This is a genomic window from Enterobacter dykesii (assembly GCF_008364625.2).
Taxonomy (GTDB): Bacteria; Pseudomonadota; Gammaproteobacteria; order Enterobacterales; family Enterobacteriaceae; genus Enterobacter; species Enterobacter dykesii.
Genome location: NZ_CP126604.1, coordinates 1,949,819 through 1,964,278, shown reverse-complemented (window position 1 = coordinate 1,964,278; position 14,460 = coordinate 1,949,819). Strand labels below are relative to the sequence as shown.

Annotated in this window: 19 protein-coding genes and 2 pseudogenes; 2 read left to right on the top strand and 19 right to left on the bottom strand. The window is 48.5% G+C overall.

The features are described 5' to 3' along the window. Nucleotide 1: 1 nt before the first annotated feature. From F0320_RS09485 to F0320_RS09425, 12 genes and pseudogenes are all read right to left on the bottom strand, one after another. Entirely contained in the window at nt 2-421 is a 420-nt protein-coding gene (locus F0320_RS09485; protein WP_039262733.1) for a translesion error-prone DNA polymerase V autoproteolytic subunit, read from the bottom strand. A 172-nt stretch (nt 422-593) separates the two neighbouring features. Further along, nucleotides 594-1,835, bottom strand: a complete 1,242-nt coding sequence (locus tag F0320_RS09480; RefSeq protein WP_149323836.1) for a tail fiber domain-containing protein — start codon at nt 1,833-1,835, stop codon at nt 594-596. Between the two features lie 56 nt (nt 1,836-1,891). Continuing rightward, nucleotides 1,892-2,131 carry a phage exclusion lipoprotein Cor gene (gene cor / locus F0320_RS09475; RefSeq protein WP_039262734.1) on the bottom strand — a complete coding sequence of 80 codons (240 nt, stop codon included), beginning with the start codon at nt 2,129-2,131 and terminating at the stop codon, nt 1,892-1,894. A 103-nt stretch (nt 2,132-2,234) separates the two neighbouring features. Next, nucleotides 2,235-2,912 carry a hypothetical protein gene (locus tag F0320_RS09470; protein ID WP_149323837.1) on the bottom strand — a complete coding sequence of 226 codons (678 nt, stop codon included), beginning with the start codon at nt 2,910-2,912 and terminating at the stop codon, nt 2,235-2,237. Beyond that, complete coding sequence (locus F0320_RS09465; RefSeq protein WP_149323838.1) at nt 2,912-3,214, bottom strand: hypothetical protein; 303 nt, start codon at nt 3,212-3,214, stop codon at nt 2,912-2,914. Before F0320_RS09465 ends, F0320_RS09470 begins: the two co-directional genes overlap by 1 nt. Then, entirely contained in the window at nt 3,214-6,399 is a 3,186-nt protein-coding gene (locus tag F0320_RS09460; RefSeq protein ID WP_149323839.1) for a host specificity protein J, read from the bottom strand. The genes F0320_RS09465 and F0320_RS09460 overlap by 1 nt, the downstream gene beginning before the upstream one ends. Before the next feature lie 53 nt (nt 6,400-6,452). Further along, entirely contained in the window at nt 6,453-7,187 is a 735-nt protein-coding gene (locus tag F0320_RS09455) for a YnfC family lipoprotein (protein ID WP_240168052.1), read from the bottom strand. A gap of 35 nt (nt 7,188-7,222) precedes the next feature. Then, complete coding sequence (locus F0320_RS09450) at nt 7,223-7,825, bottom strand: tail assembly protein (RefSeq protein ID WP_143347122.1); 603 nt, start codon at nt 7,823-7,825, stop codon at nt 7,223-7,225. A 94-nt stretch (nt 7,826-7,919) separates the two neighbouring features. After that, nucleotides 7,920-8,531: a hypothetical protein gene (locus tag F0320_RS09445; RefSeq protein WP_126327719.1), complete on the bottom strand. Its 612-nt coding sequence runs from the start codon at nt 8,529-8,531 to the stop codon at nt 7,920-7,922. A gap of 36 nt (nt 8,532-8,567) precedes the next feature. Further along, a complete protein-coding gene (locus tag F0320_RS09440; protein WP_149323840.1) occupies nt 8,568-9,281 on the bottom strand; it encodes a C40 family peptidase in 714 nt (237 codons plus the stop codon). 1 nt (nt 9,282) lies between these two features. Beyond that, a complete protein-coding gene (locus F0320_RS09435) occupies nt 9,283-10,038 on the bottom strand; it encodes a phage minor tail protein L (RefSeq protein ID WP_149323841.1) in 756 nt (251 codons plus the stop codon). A gap of 168 nt (nt 10,039-10,206) precedes the next feature. Further along, nucleotides 10,207-10,440, bottom strand: a pseudogene (locus F0320_RS09425) (terminase small subunit); the annotation flags it as partial. A gap of 27 nt (nt 10,441-10,467) precedes the next feature. On the opposite strand from F0320_RS09425, the gene F0320_RS09420 reads away from it, so the two are divergent. Together F0320_RS09420 and F0320_RS09415 are read left to right on the top strand one after the other, a co-directional pair. Then, nucleotides 10,468-10,680, top strand: a complete 213-nt coding sequence (locus tag F0320_RS09420) for a YodC family protein (RefSeq protein ID WP_075262093.1) — start codon at nt 10,468-10,470, stop codon at nt 10,678-10,680. A gap of 47 nt (nt 10,681-10,727) precedes the next feature. Beyond that, nucleotides 10,728-10,964, top strand: coding sequence for a DUF6953 family protein (locus tag F0320_RS09415; protein WP_369799489.1), 237 nt, complete (start codon nt 10,728-10,730; stop codon nt 10,962-10,964). A 12-nt stretch (nt 10,965-10,976) separates the two neighbouring features. On the opposite strand, the pseudogene F0320_RS09410 reads toward F0320_RS09415, so the two are convergent. The 7 genes and pseudogenes from F0320_RS09410 to F0320_RS09380 all read right to left on the bottom strand — a co-directional run bounded on the left by F0320_RS09410 (nt 10,977) and on the right by F0320_RS09380 (nt 14,440). Beyond that, nucleotides 10,977-11,178, bottom strand: a pseudogene (locus F0320_RS09410) (hypothetical protein). Nucleotides 11,179-11,275: 97 nt separating this feature from the next. Next, nucleotides 11,276-11,551 (bottom strand): hypothetical protein, encoded by a 276-nt coding sequence (locus tag F0320_RS09405; RefSeq protein WP_048244214.1) that lies wholly within the window; start codon nt 11,549-11,551, stop codon nt 11,276-11,278. Between the two features lie 102 nt (nt 11,552-11,653). Next, entirely contained in the window at nt 11,654-12,178 is a 525-nt protein-coding gene (locus F0320_RS09400) for a Rha family transcriptional regulator (protein ID WP_048244216.1), read from the bottom strand. 351 nt (nt 12,179-12,529) lie between these two features. Beyond that, nucleotides 12,530-12,991 carry a lysis protein gene (locus tag F0320_RS09395; protein ID WP_048244219.1) on the bottom strand — a complete coding sequence of 154 codons (462 nt, stop codon included), beginning with the start codon at nt 12,989-12,991 and terminating at the stop codon, nt 12,530-12,532. Next, nucleotides 12,988-13,482, bottom strand: a complete 495-nt coding sequence (locus F0320_RS09390) for a lysozyme (protein WP_149323843.1) — start codon at nt 13,480-13,482, stop codon at nt 12,988-12,990. Before F0320_RS09390 ends, F0320_RS09395 begins: the two co-directional genes overlap by 4 nt. After that, complete coding sequence (locus F0320_RS09385; RefSeq protein ID WP_045331711.1) at nt 13,460-13,684, bottom strand: class II holin family protein; 225 nt, start codon at nt 13,682-13,684, stop codon at nt 13,460-13,462. The genes F0320_RS09390 and F0320_RS09385 overlap by 23 nt, the downstream gene beginning before the upstream one ends. 564 nt (nt 13,685-14,248) lie before the next feature. Further along, a complete protein-coding gene (locus tag F0320_RS09380) occupies nt 14,249-14,440 on the bottom strand; it encodes a hypothetical protein (RefSeq protein WP_041162662.1) in 192 nt (63 codons plus the stop codon). Between the last annotated feature and the right edge of the window lie 20 nt (nt 14,441-14,460).

Below are 14,460 nucleotides of genomic sequence, written 5' to 3'. Positions count from 1 at the left end.
CTCAGCTCGCCGATTTGACTATGAAAGTAACAACGCCGAAAACGTCGAGCGTATCTTCGCTGCCTACAACAATCGGGCTATAGGCGCTATTCATTGGGATGAGTTGGACAGTTGGACGTAGCTGCAGGCGTTTAACAGTAAATTCCCCTTCCACCGCGGCGATGACAATGTCACCGTGCTCAGCTGTGCGCGAACTGTCCACCACAAGCAGATCACCATCGCTGATCCCGGCTTCGATCATTGAATCACCTGCGGCTTTGACGAAGTATGTTGAGCTCGGGTGAGCGACAAGTAACTCATTGAGATCGATGCGCTGTTCAACGTAATCAGCCGCAGGGCTTGGGAAACCACACTGTACTAAGTCACTGAAAAGCGGGAGAGCGATAATTTCTCGCAGTTCTGTTGGCCTAATGAAGTCCATTGCGCACACCTCTAGCACTGTTTTTATATACAGTAGTTGTGTTTGTATGTGTCCGCAAGATACAGGCCCTACCATTACTGCTTAAAGCTTCGCCGTTTCGCTTGTAAGTTTCTCTCTCGTTTCGAATTATGACTTTTGTAAATTATTCGCTTCAAACTCCATTTGAGTAGTTTTAATCCAAAGCCCCTACATCCAGTTCTTTGATTAGCCTTTTGATGCAACTAACTTCATCCATTAGCGCAAGGATGGCTTCATGGTGAAGGGCGGCGGCCACACCGAAGGTATCGACTGATTTTACATCCTCTATTTCTGAGCCATCTCGTAACGTTGTTTTTCCATATGATTTAACTGCTTCAGGAAAAACCTTCTCAACTTCCTGAGCAATGAAGCCATACCCATGCGCAGGAGTGTCGAGGCGATCCCATTCAACGCCTCGAAGCTGCTGCATTTTCATAAGTGGATCAGCGATTACCGTTACATTCTCTTTGATACGCTCATCAGATGCCGTTACCCAATTGCCTGTGGCAGCGCCATTGGAATGGAAAACCCAGGTGACCATCCCTTCCTGATTAGACCCTTTCAGGTTTAGTGTGACATTATCAAAATTAGCCCCGCCACCACGGGCTCCCCCGAAAGACCATTCTCCTGTATACCAGGTGCCTTTGATGAGGTTGACGTAATTACCTGTATTTGGGTTATAGCCACTGGCCACGACCAGGCTGATGCCGTTATTCATCAATCCACCGCCACCATTATCCCCTGAATTGATGGCAAATCCGGGGTTACCGTTAATCCCTGGCTGGACTGTAATTGGGCTCGTAATTTTCCCACCCGCTTTCTGATCGACAGTATTTAAGCGCGAATCATCGCCTGCGGCTACCGTTCCAGCCGCAGTTCCGACGTCCATGGTGGCGCTGTCTCCCAAACCGAGGTTTGTGCGAGCGCCTGATTCGGTTGTCGATCCGGTACCGCCTTGGTTAACAGGCACTGCCCCGCCGCTCTTCGTTGCCATATTGTCAGACAGATATTTCCATGAAGGGCCGTTGAAGGTAGTGCCGTCTGGCAGCTTCACTGTGATGTTTCCAGCGGCGGTGTAAACCTGCTGCCAGTTCTGTTTGTCGTAATTCAGTCCACGCAGTGCTTCAGCACTTTGCGCCACCAGCGCGGCAGTTACCATGTTCAGCGCCACGCGGGGAACTGCTGACCAGGCCGCACCGGATTGCGTTGGCCCGGTAAAGTTGCTGACCAGCGTCAACTGGGTATTGCTCTCGACTGATTTGACTGGCAGCGTATACGGAACGCCGCCCACAGTAGAGACAATGAAGTCACTTGCAGCGATTTCAGTTGCAAATGCCGTTCCGCTACCACCAACAATAGCGGACCCGTTTGTGAGGGTAATTGTACCTGCCGACATAAAAAACTCCTGAGCTCAGATAATAAAAAACCCGCCGAAGCGGGTTCTTGTTTTGTTCATTTTGAACAGGTCGACCTGGTGAAGTTATTTTTGCTCACCCATCGCCAGTTGAAGGGGTAGCCTGCTCTATATTCTGTCTGACTGGCTACTTTACGCACACCATAAATCTGTACCGACTGAACCTGGCCACCAATAAGCGCTTCTGCCTCGCATAATGGTTCCTGCTTTTGCAGAACTGAACCGGAGCAAGCAGAAAGAAACAGGCAGAATACCATCGCGAATATTATTTTTGTCATTTCACACCTTGGCTAGTTTTTAATAAGTAAAACTAACGCAGCGGTATTAAAATATAAAATAGATATAACAGATCAATTAAGTGAATTTGATCGCTTAAAACGATCAATCATAGGCGGCGGTGTTGATAGCCGTCAAAGCTATTCCAGTCGTTGTCCCACCCGCAGCAGAACCGGTAGCCGTTGTCGAGGGCGCGGCATTAATTCTGGTTGATGAACCATTAAACCGACATCCCGAGTAGGCTGTGATATTCACAATAGTGGGTGGTTTAGTGTTATTGTTCTGGATGATCTGGGAGCCAAGAATAGCGGGTGCCACCGCATAACTACCAGGCAGAGTGACGTCAATATTAATTCCACCTGTCGTAGCTCCAGGCGTCCCAACAGTCACAAGGTCACTCAGTATCCGACTCTCGTTTGTCAGAACCAACTTCCCGGTGGCATCCCAGATAGCAAATCCCCATTTTGGCAATGTCTGAGGATAAATAGCAAAGATGTAAGCCGTTAATGTATGTGCCTGTCCATAGGCATTGCTTGATCCAACAAGAATATTTCCTCCTGATCTGGCTGCAGTAACCATAGTAGGCTGAGCAGTATCACTCGTTTTGCAAAAAACCATTGCTGGGTAAGAAACGTCCAGAGCTATTGTTGCAGATGCACCGTGATATGCCCCGCTTGCTACTGAGTTAACCACTGCCCTCCTGTAGAGACAAAATGGCGTGGACTGAGGCGTAATAAAGGGATTTCCATTATCCAGAGCTATCAGTGCGCCATAATCTGCCATTATGCTTTCTCCACAAAAACTACGAGCTCACATTCAGAGGCTGGAAAGTTTCCAATCCCTGCGCTGTTTGCTGCTCCAAGAGTTATCGTATTTCCGCTGGCGACGATACTGCGCCCTACCGAGACCGCCCCCTTATCCAGAGAAACGACAAACCCGACCTTCATTCCTGCCGGAATGGTAAACGACCAGCTTCCAGAGTTTTGCCCCTCAGAAAGTTGAATACGTCCGACCACTGAAACTGGCTTAATACCATAATTGTTCGGATTGCCATTGGCATCCCATGTCTGAATGCCCCACGTCATTAAAATACCCCTGTAAGTTTACCTATCTGTACGCGGAGAACGCCGTTCGCATCCCTGATGCTGTCAGTAACGTTCGTGGTCTTTCTTGCACCCTGCCCGTCACTGCCGTAGTTCTCCCAGGCCCCCCCTTTATCCAGCTTCCACCCGGACTGCCCTGGGACGTAATTGTTGGACTGGATGAAGTTGCCAATTTTGGCATTGGTGATCGTGCCATCCTGAATAAACGCTGAGCTCATAAAGACCTGACCATTAACCACCGCAAACGGTGAATACTGGGTATCACCACTGCCACTCATCAATACAAACTGATTAGCGTTGAACCCAATACGGGTAACTACTGGTTTCCCGGCCTCAGCAAGCACAGCAATCGACATCCCGGCGTTGTACATCACCCCGTTTATCCTCACGCCTGTTTTGAGGGTGTAGATTGCCGAAGCACCGGAGGCATCGACGACGGCTGTGAGCTTGTCTTCCAGGGAAGCGGTGACGTTGTCGATCTGCGCCTGCACCTGTGTCGACATTTCGGCCATTGCCCTATCCACCTCAGCAATAGTCGTTTTCACAACCAGGATATCGGCACGTACCTCTCCGTATTGCGCCCATTGATGTTCAACTGTTCCGTGGTTAGCCAGCGCGTTCTGCATTGCGGCTTCAAGATTGGTATCAATATCGCTGGTCAGGCGGTCGCCGTCGGCCGAGGTAAGGAAATCGTCTGCTATTTCACCCAGATAATCATCAGCATTATCGTTAGACATCCCCCTGATCCAGTCGGTGTACCCGGACTCGTTGCCCGTTCTGTCAACCAGCTGTGCGCGATACCAGAATTCCTGCCCGGCTTTCAGCCCAAGCTGCGTATATTCAGCAGATGGATAAGGTACGTCCGAAAGCAGCAACGGATCGGAAAAGTCACTGTTGGCCGTGTACTGGATTTCTGTTTTGAGGGTATCGCCGGTGTTTCCCGGGAACCCCCAGTTCAGACGAATACCCCAGTTGATGGCCGTAGCCATAAAGCCCACTGGCTTGGGCGGATTGCCCACTTTGCCGGTCAACGTCTTCTCTTCTGAATATCCCCACCCGGAAGAAATTTCCGCTGCGTTGATAGCTCGCACGCGCACCAGGTACCGTCCGGCGTAGATGCCGGAAACGTCAAAGGAAGTGGTGGAGCTGCGAGGTACGTTAACCCAGTTCCCGTCGTTGCGGCGCCACTGCGCCTCATAGGCGATGGCATTTTGTGCCTGGTCCCAGCTTACGCGCATGGTTTCGACGCTGATATTTTGCTGAATCACCGAAAACGAGCTGATCGCGATGTTGACTGGCGGCGACTGATTGCCTGGAGGGATGACACTTACCGGCCGCTGATCTATAACGGCACCTGTATCGATACGGGCATATTTATCCGGATCGTGATTTGCCCCCGTGATGGTATATGTCCCGTCATTGTTATCGGTGACACTAATTACCCTGTACTGCTGCGCATAGAGTTCATCAGATTCAATAACCCATACAGCCTCAGCCTGCGGATGTTCACTAAAGGCAGTTGTCACGGTAACCATTTCGCCGGACAGGGACTGAATCGTCCGGGATTGGGTAATGCCCGATGGCAGGTTTACCATTATCCTGTCACCAGCCTTAGCACTTGGCACCCGGTCAAGTTTGAGTACACGACCATTAACCGCGGATAATCGACCACCTAAATCTCTCCCTGAAAGATTTCGGTCAGAAACAGCAATTATGTAGCCCGGCTGAGGAATATTGCCGTCCAGACCAACGTCAAACGTTACAACCCTGTCTTTATTGTTGGTCAGGATCCCCCAGCGCCCTTTCCTGTTTGCCTCAGACTGTCGGGTGCACCCGATGGCGGTGATCTCAAGCTGGTTGAAACCATAGCGCGCCACCAGCACCTGCTCGAAGACGGGCTCCATTGCATCAGCATAGCCATTTGCCGGATCAGACCAGGATACAAGAGCGTTTGTGTAGCGACTTTTGGTTGTGCTGCTGGAATATACGAATTTGCCGTCGACCACGTTAGCATGCGTGTAGGTAAAATCGACATCTCTGGGCATGTCCGCAAGGGCAACAATCTGATCGTCTCCCCAGTAGGTCATGCCTCGAAAAATGGCGGCGAAGTCACGCAGGACGGTGTAAGCGTCATTTCGATCCTGAATGTATACGTTGCAGGTGTAACGAGGTTCAGTTCCGCTACCACCCTTACCATCCGGTACCGGTTGATCACAATATTGAGCGACCTGATAAAGCGTCCATTTGTCGATATTGGCTGCCGTTAGCCGATTACCAAGGCCGAAGCGGTCAGTGACCACCAGATCGTAAAATATCCACGCAGGGTTATCTGTCCATGCCCACTTAAAAGCGCCCGTCCAGATGCCGCTGTACGTTCGTGTTTCAGGGTCATAGTTATCGGGCACACGAATAACACGCCCGCGGGGCTCGCAGGAAATTTGCGGAATTGAACCATTGAACTGGCTCGAGTCAAATTCAATGTACAGAAGCGCGGTATTCGGATAACGCAGTTTCGCGTCGATTACTTCTGTGAAGCTTTGCAGCGTCATCGTGTCGCCAATCTTCGCGCTATTGGCATCGGCTGTAATCTTGCGCAGCCTGATGGTCCATGTGCTGCCCGCCTGAGGTAAATCAATACGGTGGCTGCGTTCATAACCGGAGGTGGTTTTCCCGGTCACGCTGGTATTTAGCACCGTCTGCCAGGTACCGCCATCTGTCTGAAGGTCAATTGCGTAGTTGACCGAATAGCCAACCAGATCGCCATCGTCCTCCTGTTTGAAGAGAGAAGGCCATTTTAGACGCAGGCGAACAGCTGAAAGCTGCGTATTGGTGACCGTGCGCGTCCATGCAGTGGTGCTGGAAACTTCGGAACCTACATTGATTTCATTTTCGGTACCCGGGATCCCTTGAATGTATTTTTGCGCCTGAGTTCCAGAACGAAACTCCCACGCCACACCACTGAAGTTCTGCGAACCATCTGCGTTCTCAAGTGCAGTGCCATCGAGATAAATATCGCGCGCAGTCAGGCCACCAGCAAACTCCCCCTCTCCCAGCGCGAGAAGGATTTTTGCCTTGGCTACTGACTGCAGATCGTCTGGCTGTTCCGTAGGAGTTCTTGAGCTTGAACTGCCGCCCTTGCGGCCTTTAATAGCGGTTGCTATAGCCATATTGCGCCCATAAAAAAAGCCACCCGGAGGTGGCTTATTGAAATGTATTTAATCTAGTAGAATTCAACTTTCGTATTCGCTGTCATTAATACTGGCTTCGGCACAGGATTCCCTGCGCTCTGCATTGTTAATTTACATATTTCAGGGGCAAGCTTTTCGGTATAATGACAAGTATTCGTTGCTGTATAACCTTCCGAGTAAACTGATGTGTTTATAATTTTATAATCAAGAGGCTTCCTGTCTTTGTCAACATAAGATATTTCGTTTTTAGAGAGGACCTTACCAGAACCATAAAACTCAGAACGTATCAAATTAGAATTATCATCATAAAAATGCTCAGATATTTTCTTACCCAAATAATAGGTGTCTTTAATTAAGCCATTCGAGTAAAGACTATATCGCAACTCGTCACCATTTTCATTTTTAGTCAAAATATTACATTTTTCATCGAGCTGTATAGAGAAAGGCTTACCATCTCTTTGGCCAACAAGACTACCATTGCTATTTTTTAGATTTGTTTCATGACCAGACGAAACGTTATCAAGATCTAAGCTTTCGACACAACCATTCTTAGCTAGTCTGATGGCTATTTTATAAGTGACCTTACCATTTGCTTCAACATCAGTATCTAATGATTTGACAGCTCCTTTAACTGGATTGAAATCAAACATAGTAGATAAATTATAGAGGAGAGGTATGTAATTGTTATCAGCTAAAGCCATGCCTGAAAATAAGGAAGTACAAAGGAAAAGAGTAGATATTTTTTTCATTTTTGAATCTAAGCTCAAGTTACCCCATATTAAGTAAGCTCATTACACCATGCTTACTGCTGATCTTCAACATAGATACCGGCGGAGATGATCGCGCCACCTATACGGCGCCGTCCGTACAAGAGAGGTACCGGATTGCCCTGAGCTGTCGTATTTGTTACTCCACCAAAGGCATAACTAGCCTTGTTGTCTGCCGATTGCTTGCTCGCAAGTCCGGTTGTCTGTGGAGATAGCATCTGCACAACACCGCCAAGGGCCATCGCAGCGCCAAATTGCATTAGAGGTACGCCAACAGCACCACCTCCAAAGTATGACGCCACAGCACCAACTGCGACCAAAGCCACGCCTAAGATGGTCTGGAATACTCCACCACGTTTACTCCCGAGGATAACCGGCGCGATACGGATATCAGCGGTGCTCTGATCCATAGAGAGTTCATCATCGTTCAGGTTACGCTTTCCACTGAATACAGCGTAAGTAAGCCCGCGCTGCTTACTAGTATTCAGGAAACGCTCAAAACCCGGCACGATCACACACAATGCACGAACGGCTTCTTTAGGCGAAGCAACAGAAAGTTTGAATTCACGACCAAATGTTGAGCCAAGTATTCCATAGAGGCGTATGGTTCTCATCGGCTGACCAGTTAAAAATGTCATACATGCCTCCAAAGTCTCTCTTGACTAAGAGAGACTGTTAATGTTGATAGACTTTTTGATGTTTTTACCACGCAATCCAAGAATTCAAATCAACTTACTTATTATTGGCTGACGGATTAGCAACTTCTGGGTGTTTTTTATTGAATTCTATAAAGCTACTTGGGCATTCCTTTGAAAGTAAATAATAATTTACTAAACATGCATCCGCCTTAGCTTCATCGCTCGAATGATACACACCATCTGCCAAAGATAATGTCGGAGCTAAATACCTGGCTTTAATCAACTCTTGCCCCAACGCCAAAGCATCCTTAGAAGTAGCTGCTAAACAAGACGTAAGAGCACCGTCAAATAACGTCTTATTACCTTTGCAATTTAAGGACGCATCTAAGAAGGACTCCTGTAAATCGGTGCGCACTTGAATAAATGCAGGATCAGTAATATTTGAACCAGCCAAGATTCCTATCAGACCTAACCCACCTCCGATTGTAGCAATGGCTGAACCGTTGGCGAGGTTCAAATCTCCCCATACCAACCATCGCAACAGGAAAAAACTCACTGCTACGGACGTTATCAAATATCCAAACCCAGTCCATAGATTGTGACTGTGCCCGAAGAAACTCAAGCATGCAAGCCCGACCCCAACGACAAATGGAACGCAGACCACGACCATTTTAATATAAAAATTATTCAAGTTGACAAATGCCACATTAATATCCGTTAATGAAGTAAGTTGGACTCATTATTATATAAACTTCGATTGATGGCGAAGGATTTTGTTTGTCCTCTCACGCCAATACCCACCATAGGGTACTCGCTGGCTAAGATGTCCATATAGATGATGCAGAAGCATGTTCCCCTCCAGTAAGATTCCTGAATGGTTCCACTTATTCGATTCCACCTGCATGATGATCAAATCGCCCGGCATCGGTGATCCACTGAATTCGCGGAAACCACACTCATACCAGCAATCCTGATAGAAATTGTCCGGATAGCAGTCCTCCCACCACGGATAATGAACACGGTAATCTTTCAATTCGATACCATGTTCCTGCCTGTAATAGCTCATCACCAGCCCCCAACAGTCGTAGTGCCCGAGCACAAACGGGCGCCCGAGCAGCGGCAATTCACCGCGGGGAGTAATGGTACGAAAGTCTCCTTCAGGCCAACTGACTATATGCCAGGGCAGCAACGTTGCATCGCATTGAGCCTTGTCCAGTTCGCTTGGTTGGGTCGTCGCGTCGGGGTGGCTATGCACGATTCCCGTTATCGTCCCCCAGTCTTCAGCAGCAGCGTAATCCTCTGGCGCAAGGTGAAACTGTTCCGTTGGTTCAGCAGACAGGTTACGGCAAGGGAAATAGCGTTCAACCCGGCTTTTCTGCGCTATCACGCCACAGCATTCGCGGGGATATTCTTTCGCTGCATGCGCCAGGATGTCCTGAATTGTTTTCTGACGCATATTAGCTCCTAATCAAAGATGTTCCCGGAAAACCACCGTAAGGAAGTTCATTGTATTCACCAAACCGAAGCTTGCAGGCGGTGAGCGTGCCGTTGCATTCATCCAATGAGGGATCTCTTACCGGATTGTTGTTTTTGTCGAAGTAAAGCGTGCCGGCATAATCGCACCCATCGCCGGTTCGGTACTTATTCCGGATGCACCATGTGCAAAGGGAATGCAACTGTCTGGTCGGGATCATCACCCCCTGCAGATCCATCGGGCTGGTAAGAACAAACTCGATACTTTCACCGGGAAGCTCGCTATTTTTACCGTCGATATAGAAAACCCGCTTTCTCACCTGCAAGGGATCTGATGTTGGATTTCCATCCGGGAAATTGCGCTCATCCAGGTAATGCGCAAAAGTGTCATGAATCGTAACTTTGGCCTGCAGCATATCGTCATAGGCCAGACAGAGCGCAGTGATAGAACTGTCTATGTTGGCAACTGTGAGCGTCGGCTGGGCGCTACTGCCATCGGTTGAAGCTTCCAGTCCCTCGAGCTTATATGGCCAGGCACCATACTCTTCGCCCTGCCACCAGATACTCTTCGCCTTTAACTTTGATTCGTCGCCACCAGCAGCCGCAATCTCTTCTTCAGTATGCGGGAGGTTATAAGCGTGAAAGCGCAGAACGTCGTCCAGACCAAACGCAGAACCGTCTACCTCAAGAAGACGTATTTTTTGACCCGGTTCGAGGCGTTGATAATCTTCAGTAATCATGGTGCGTATGCCTGTTTGAAGGTTGCTTTTATGGTCATCACTTTGCTGGATAGCGGCTGGGCTTTAATGGAATCAGCTTCAATCCGGTATAAACCGGTTTCGGCGGCGGCCCAACCGCTTTACTACTTCAAATTGACTTCCCCTTCTGGCAGTTCGCCTGCCACGTTTTTGGTCTATCTCAACGAGACGATTTAGGACGTATATCGCATTTATGCCAACCAGATCATTGCGTTGCGCTTTAAGTTCGGCAATTCTGGACTGGATGTCAGGTTTTGATAGGTTTTCGGACGCAGTACGGTTGGCTGTTTTTGCGCTGTACCCCGCCCGAATAGCCGCTTGCGTGGCGTTTAAATCGATGAGGTACTCGCGACAGAACATTTCTTGTTTGTCGGTGAGTGCCATATGTTCTCTTTAATATGGAAATCAGTTATGAGTAACTCTTCTACTGAAAGAAAAGCGCTTTTTAAACTTGGTGATTCTGTGTATTTGAAATCAGGCGGTCCAGAGATGTCAGTATATGAAATACACAAATTTGGAGGCGCCTTTACTGGTGATTACACTTGCCAATGGTTTGCAGGAAAAAAACTTGAAAAAGGACGTTTTACCGAAGAGTCTTTGACAAACACAAACCCAAAGCCGTAAACCCAAACGCGTCTATTTTAAATATTCCCGATGTTACAGCTTGGATGTTGTCCACATTAACAACCGACGGATGCCTCTATCAGCAAGATGTTGTCGATTACCTGATAAAGAGTGGTAATGAGCAACACCTGAAAGAAAATGCGGATGGCAACCAAGCGCTATCAACAAAGTTGATCAATAAATTCCGAGTTGATAGTGGAGAAAATGTCGTTTGGGTTAAGCCAGATAAATACTGGCGATACCGAGTACCTGAAGATGAAGAAGGTCGAGAGGCTCGCGGTTAACAATTAGGGCGATCATTCGCCCTTTTCTTCGATACTCTCTTCCAATGGCGTGAACTTCACGCGCTTCACGTCGCCAGGAGCGAAGTAAAGCCACTCGCCCGTTTCCGTGCCAGCGGCACAAATCCATTAACCAGCTCAGGCTGACGCCGTGACATCTTGCCCGTGTACTCGCCGCGTCGTTCGTAGTCAGTTTGATGATGTAGATGTCGGACATTGAGAGCCTCTTTATCCGCTTGTGGGGATATTGCCATTACGATGAGCAGCCCCATGGTGATGACAACAAAAAACCGCCCGAAGGCGGTTTCTATCGACTAGATGAACTTCTTAATTTCATCCGGAAGCATCTTTAAAGCCGTCTCTTTCAGATACATTAACTCTTCTTTTCTTAAATCAATATTGCAATCACTTGGCCTATCTCTCGCAGTGCCATTTAAGTCCCAATTGGTGGGGTTTTCACTTCCGTTTTGGCCGATGATGACGCCATGAATGCAGTCAGTTGAAGAGGTGTTAATAGCCTGGATTAGAACTTTTCTTCCGGCATTATCAGTAGTATGGATAGGTTTAAAAAGCGGAATTAATATTGACATACGGACCTCCTTTTCATTAGTGGAAGCCATAGAATACACTTAGGATTTATCCCAATAAACCATTATCAAGCCCACCCTCAGATGAGCTTTGTAATGGCCGGCTTAGCTAATCAGCAACTCAGGCTGCGTCACCTGCATGATGTGCTCATGCTCAAGCTTTAGCGTGCGTTTTTCCTTCTTCCGTTCGTTCATCAACCGGCTGCCGATCGTTCCCTTCAGCTTTGAGCGCGTTTCTTTGATGGCGTAGCGGTGCTGCATTGCTTCACCCATGACAAGACGGCGGCTAAGTTGCTCTGACATCCAGTTGAACGCTGAAATGTAGCTTTCTTTGATAGCCGCAGCAGCTTTCCCGGTGAATCCCATCACAACCATGATCCAGCCATCTTTCGTCAGGCTATACATCGGGCGAATCTTACCTTGCTCATCGATATAATCAGCCGACGCAAAATTGCGTTGGCTAAACTCACTTGAGCAATCGGCCTTAACCTGCTCGATTTTCCTGAGCACATCACCGTGTCGCTTTCCAAAGTACGTAGCAACTTTTCTGGATGTGGTAACGACCTCTCCGTTTTTGGCTTGCACCATTTCGCGGAAGTCGAAGGCCGGAATAACTGACGGATTATTCATAGCGTTTTCCTTACATGTGAGATGAACCTTTGCCGAATTGAAACGCCAGCCCACCGAAAGCTCGCCAGCATTAAACTGACGTCTCCAAAGGCTCATTTCACAGGTTAGGGTTCGGTGTTTTTCATCTGCATCGAACATGCGATAGCCAATCAGGATCTGGCAGTTATCGCAGGCACATGCTCTACCGATTCGGTCGGCAGTTCTTAGTGCGGGGTGTCACCGCAAAATAAAAAGCCTCACGGATGCAAGGCTTGATTAAATCATTAAATTTCAAGCAGATATAGCTAGACAATTAATAGCCATGAGTACATTTGAATAGCCATAAATAGACATGAACACTCGAAAATATTTTTATTTCAGGCACTGATCTTTGATGTAGTCCTGCAGATAGCCGACCTGCTTCGTCACTGTGACGATTCGCTCTCTGAGGGTGAAATAATCCCGTTCAGCGGAGTCAGTAAGTCGGGGGCCGGAAGCATCGCCCAGGCCGCCGGAGCCGGTCGCTCCGTTCGTGGGACAGTTTGCGTTGAGCTGCAGCCGCTTACGACCAGCAATGACATCGCTATGCAGACGCTCAATGGTTTCTTTCGCATCAGCCAGTTCTCCGGTGTATTTGGCATCCAGTGCAGCGACATCACGCTGGCGGGTCTGCATGTCTTTGATGGTGTCGTTAGCCAAGCTGAGATTCTCAGTGGCTTTATCGCGCTGGTCTTTGTATGTGATGGCGTTGTCGCGGTAGTGGTTAATCGCCCAGGCCATCGAAACCAGCAGGCAGATAACGACAGCGCAGATGATTGCGGTTAATCGGCTCATTGCTGGCCCCACTCGCAAACTTCACGCTCAATCTCGCGTCGGGTGATCAGCCCCTTCCACTGCTTACCACCGGCATACGTCCAGCGCTGCAGTTCTTTGCATGCACCCAGAACGTCGCCGGAATTTAACTTTTTCAGCAGCGTCGATCTGCTAAACGCCCTAGCTCCCACGTTGTAGGTGAAAGAGTAAAGTGCGGCACGAGTGGTTTCGGGAACATGGACCTTTATTAGCGGGTCGATGGCATTTGCCACCTTTCGCAGATCTGCCTTCAGCAGGTTGTCGCACTCTTTGTCGGTGTAGCGGTGACCGCGGCGAATGTCGGCACCGGTGTGCCCATCACAAACGGTCCAGACGCCGACCACGTCCTGATAGGCGTAATAGCGACGCCCTTCCAGCCCATCCGCATTGCCCAGCATTACTGCAGCAATAGTTATTGCTCCGGATCCACCAACTATGGCACCCACCAGCTTATTCTTGAGTGTCGGGTTCATCTCGGCTCCTGCTGCGGCGGTTGTCTTCGCGGATTTTGAAATAGAGATTCGTCAGATACGTCAGTACAGCGATGATGATGCCCACCAGCACGCCGATAGCGTTCCACTGCTCGGGACTGTAGGCATTCAGCATGCCGTTTAGGATGCTGCCGGCTGAAGCGCCGTAAGCAGCACCGGTGGTTAGTTTGTCCATGCGATACATACTCTCACCTCGCGTAGTTAGCGGGTGCTGTGTGTTTGAAAAGGGTCAGTCCGTGGGGACGATTAACAAGAAGGTGTGTCGATGATGGTACCCGGAGCCTGAAATCAAAAAGCCAGCGACAGGCTGGCAATCTGAGGGTAAGGCAATGAGCAGGGTATTATTTAGAAGCAAGAGACCTTAAGCTAGCTAAACAGATGGCATTTGTGTAAAAAGATGGCATCAATCAGCAGGTGTTCATCGTGAAATACATTCGGTTAATTTTAAGGCTCATAACAGTATCACTTTACGTGTTTCTGGTTGTTTTTGGCTCTGGATTTGTAGGTTCAAGTACAGCCAATGCAATTAATCTTGAAACACTTAACCTAAATTACTCATTAATCGCAAAGGACTCGGCGGTATACGCACTCTGCGCAACTGGTGCGACATTGGTTGTTCCACCAGTCCTATATTTAATCCAGCATTATGTCTGGCCAGTTTTGAAATTTCTCGGCTTGAAGATTCGCTACTTCTTCCATGGGTACTAACGCCTAGCACAGTTAAGAGGCTTCATATAATTTTTTGCTGTTACAGCTTTGGCTCTTCAATACGCTCGCTAATTACTTCAACCTCGCCATTATTGGCAAGGTCATCTCCACGAGTCACGTACCATGCACCATAGATAACTTCACCCGACTCTAAATCGTCGATTTTTTCGTGCATGTAGTAAGCGATCTGCCTGCTGCCATTGTACTGGATCCAGTAATAGCCTTCTCTCATCATACCCTCCTCTTCGATAT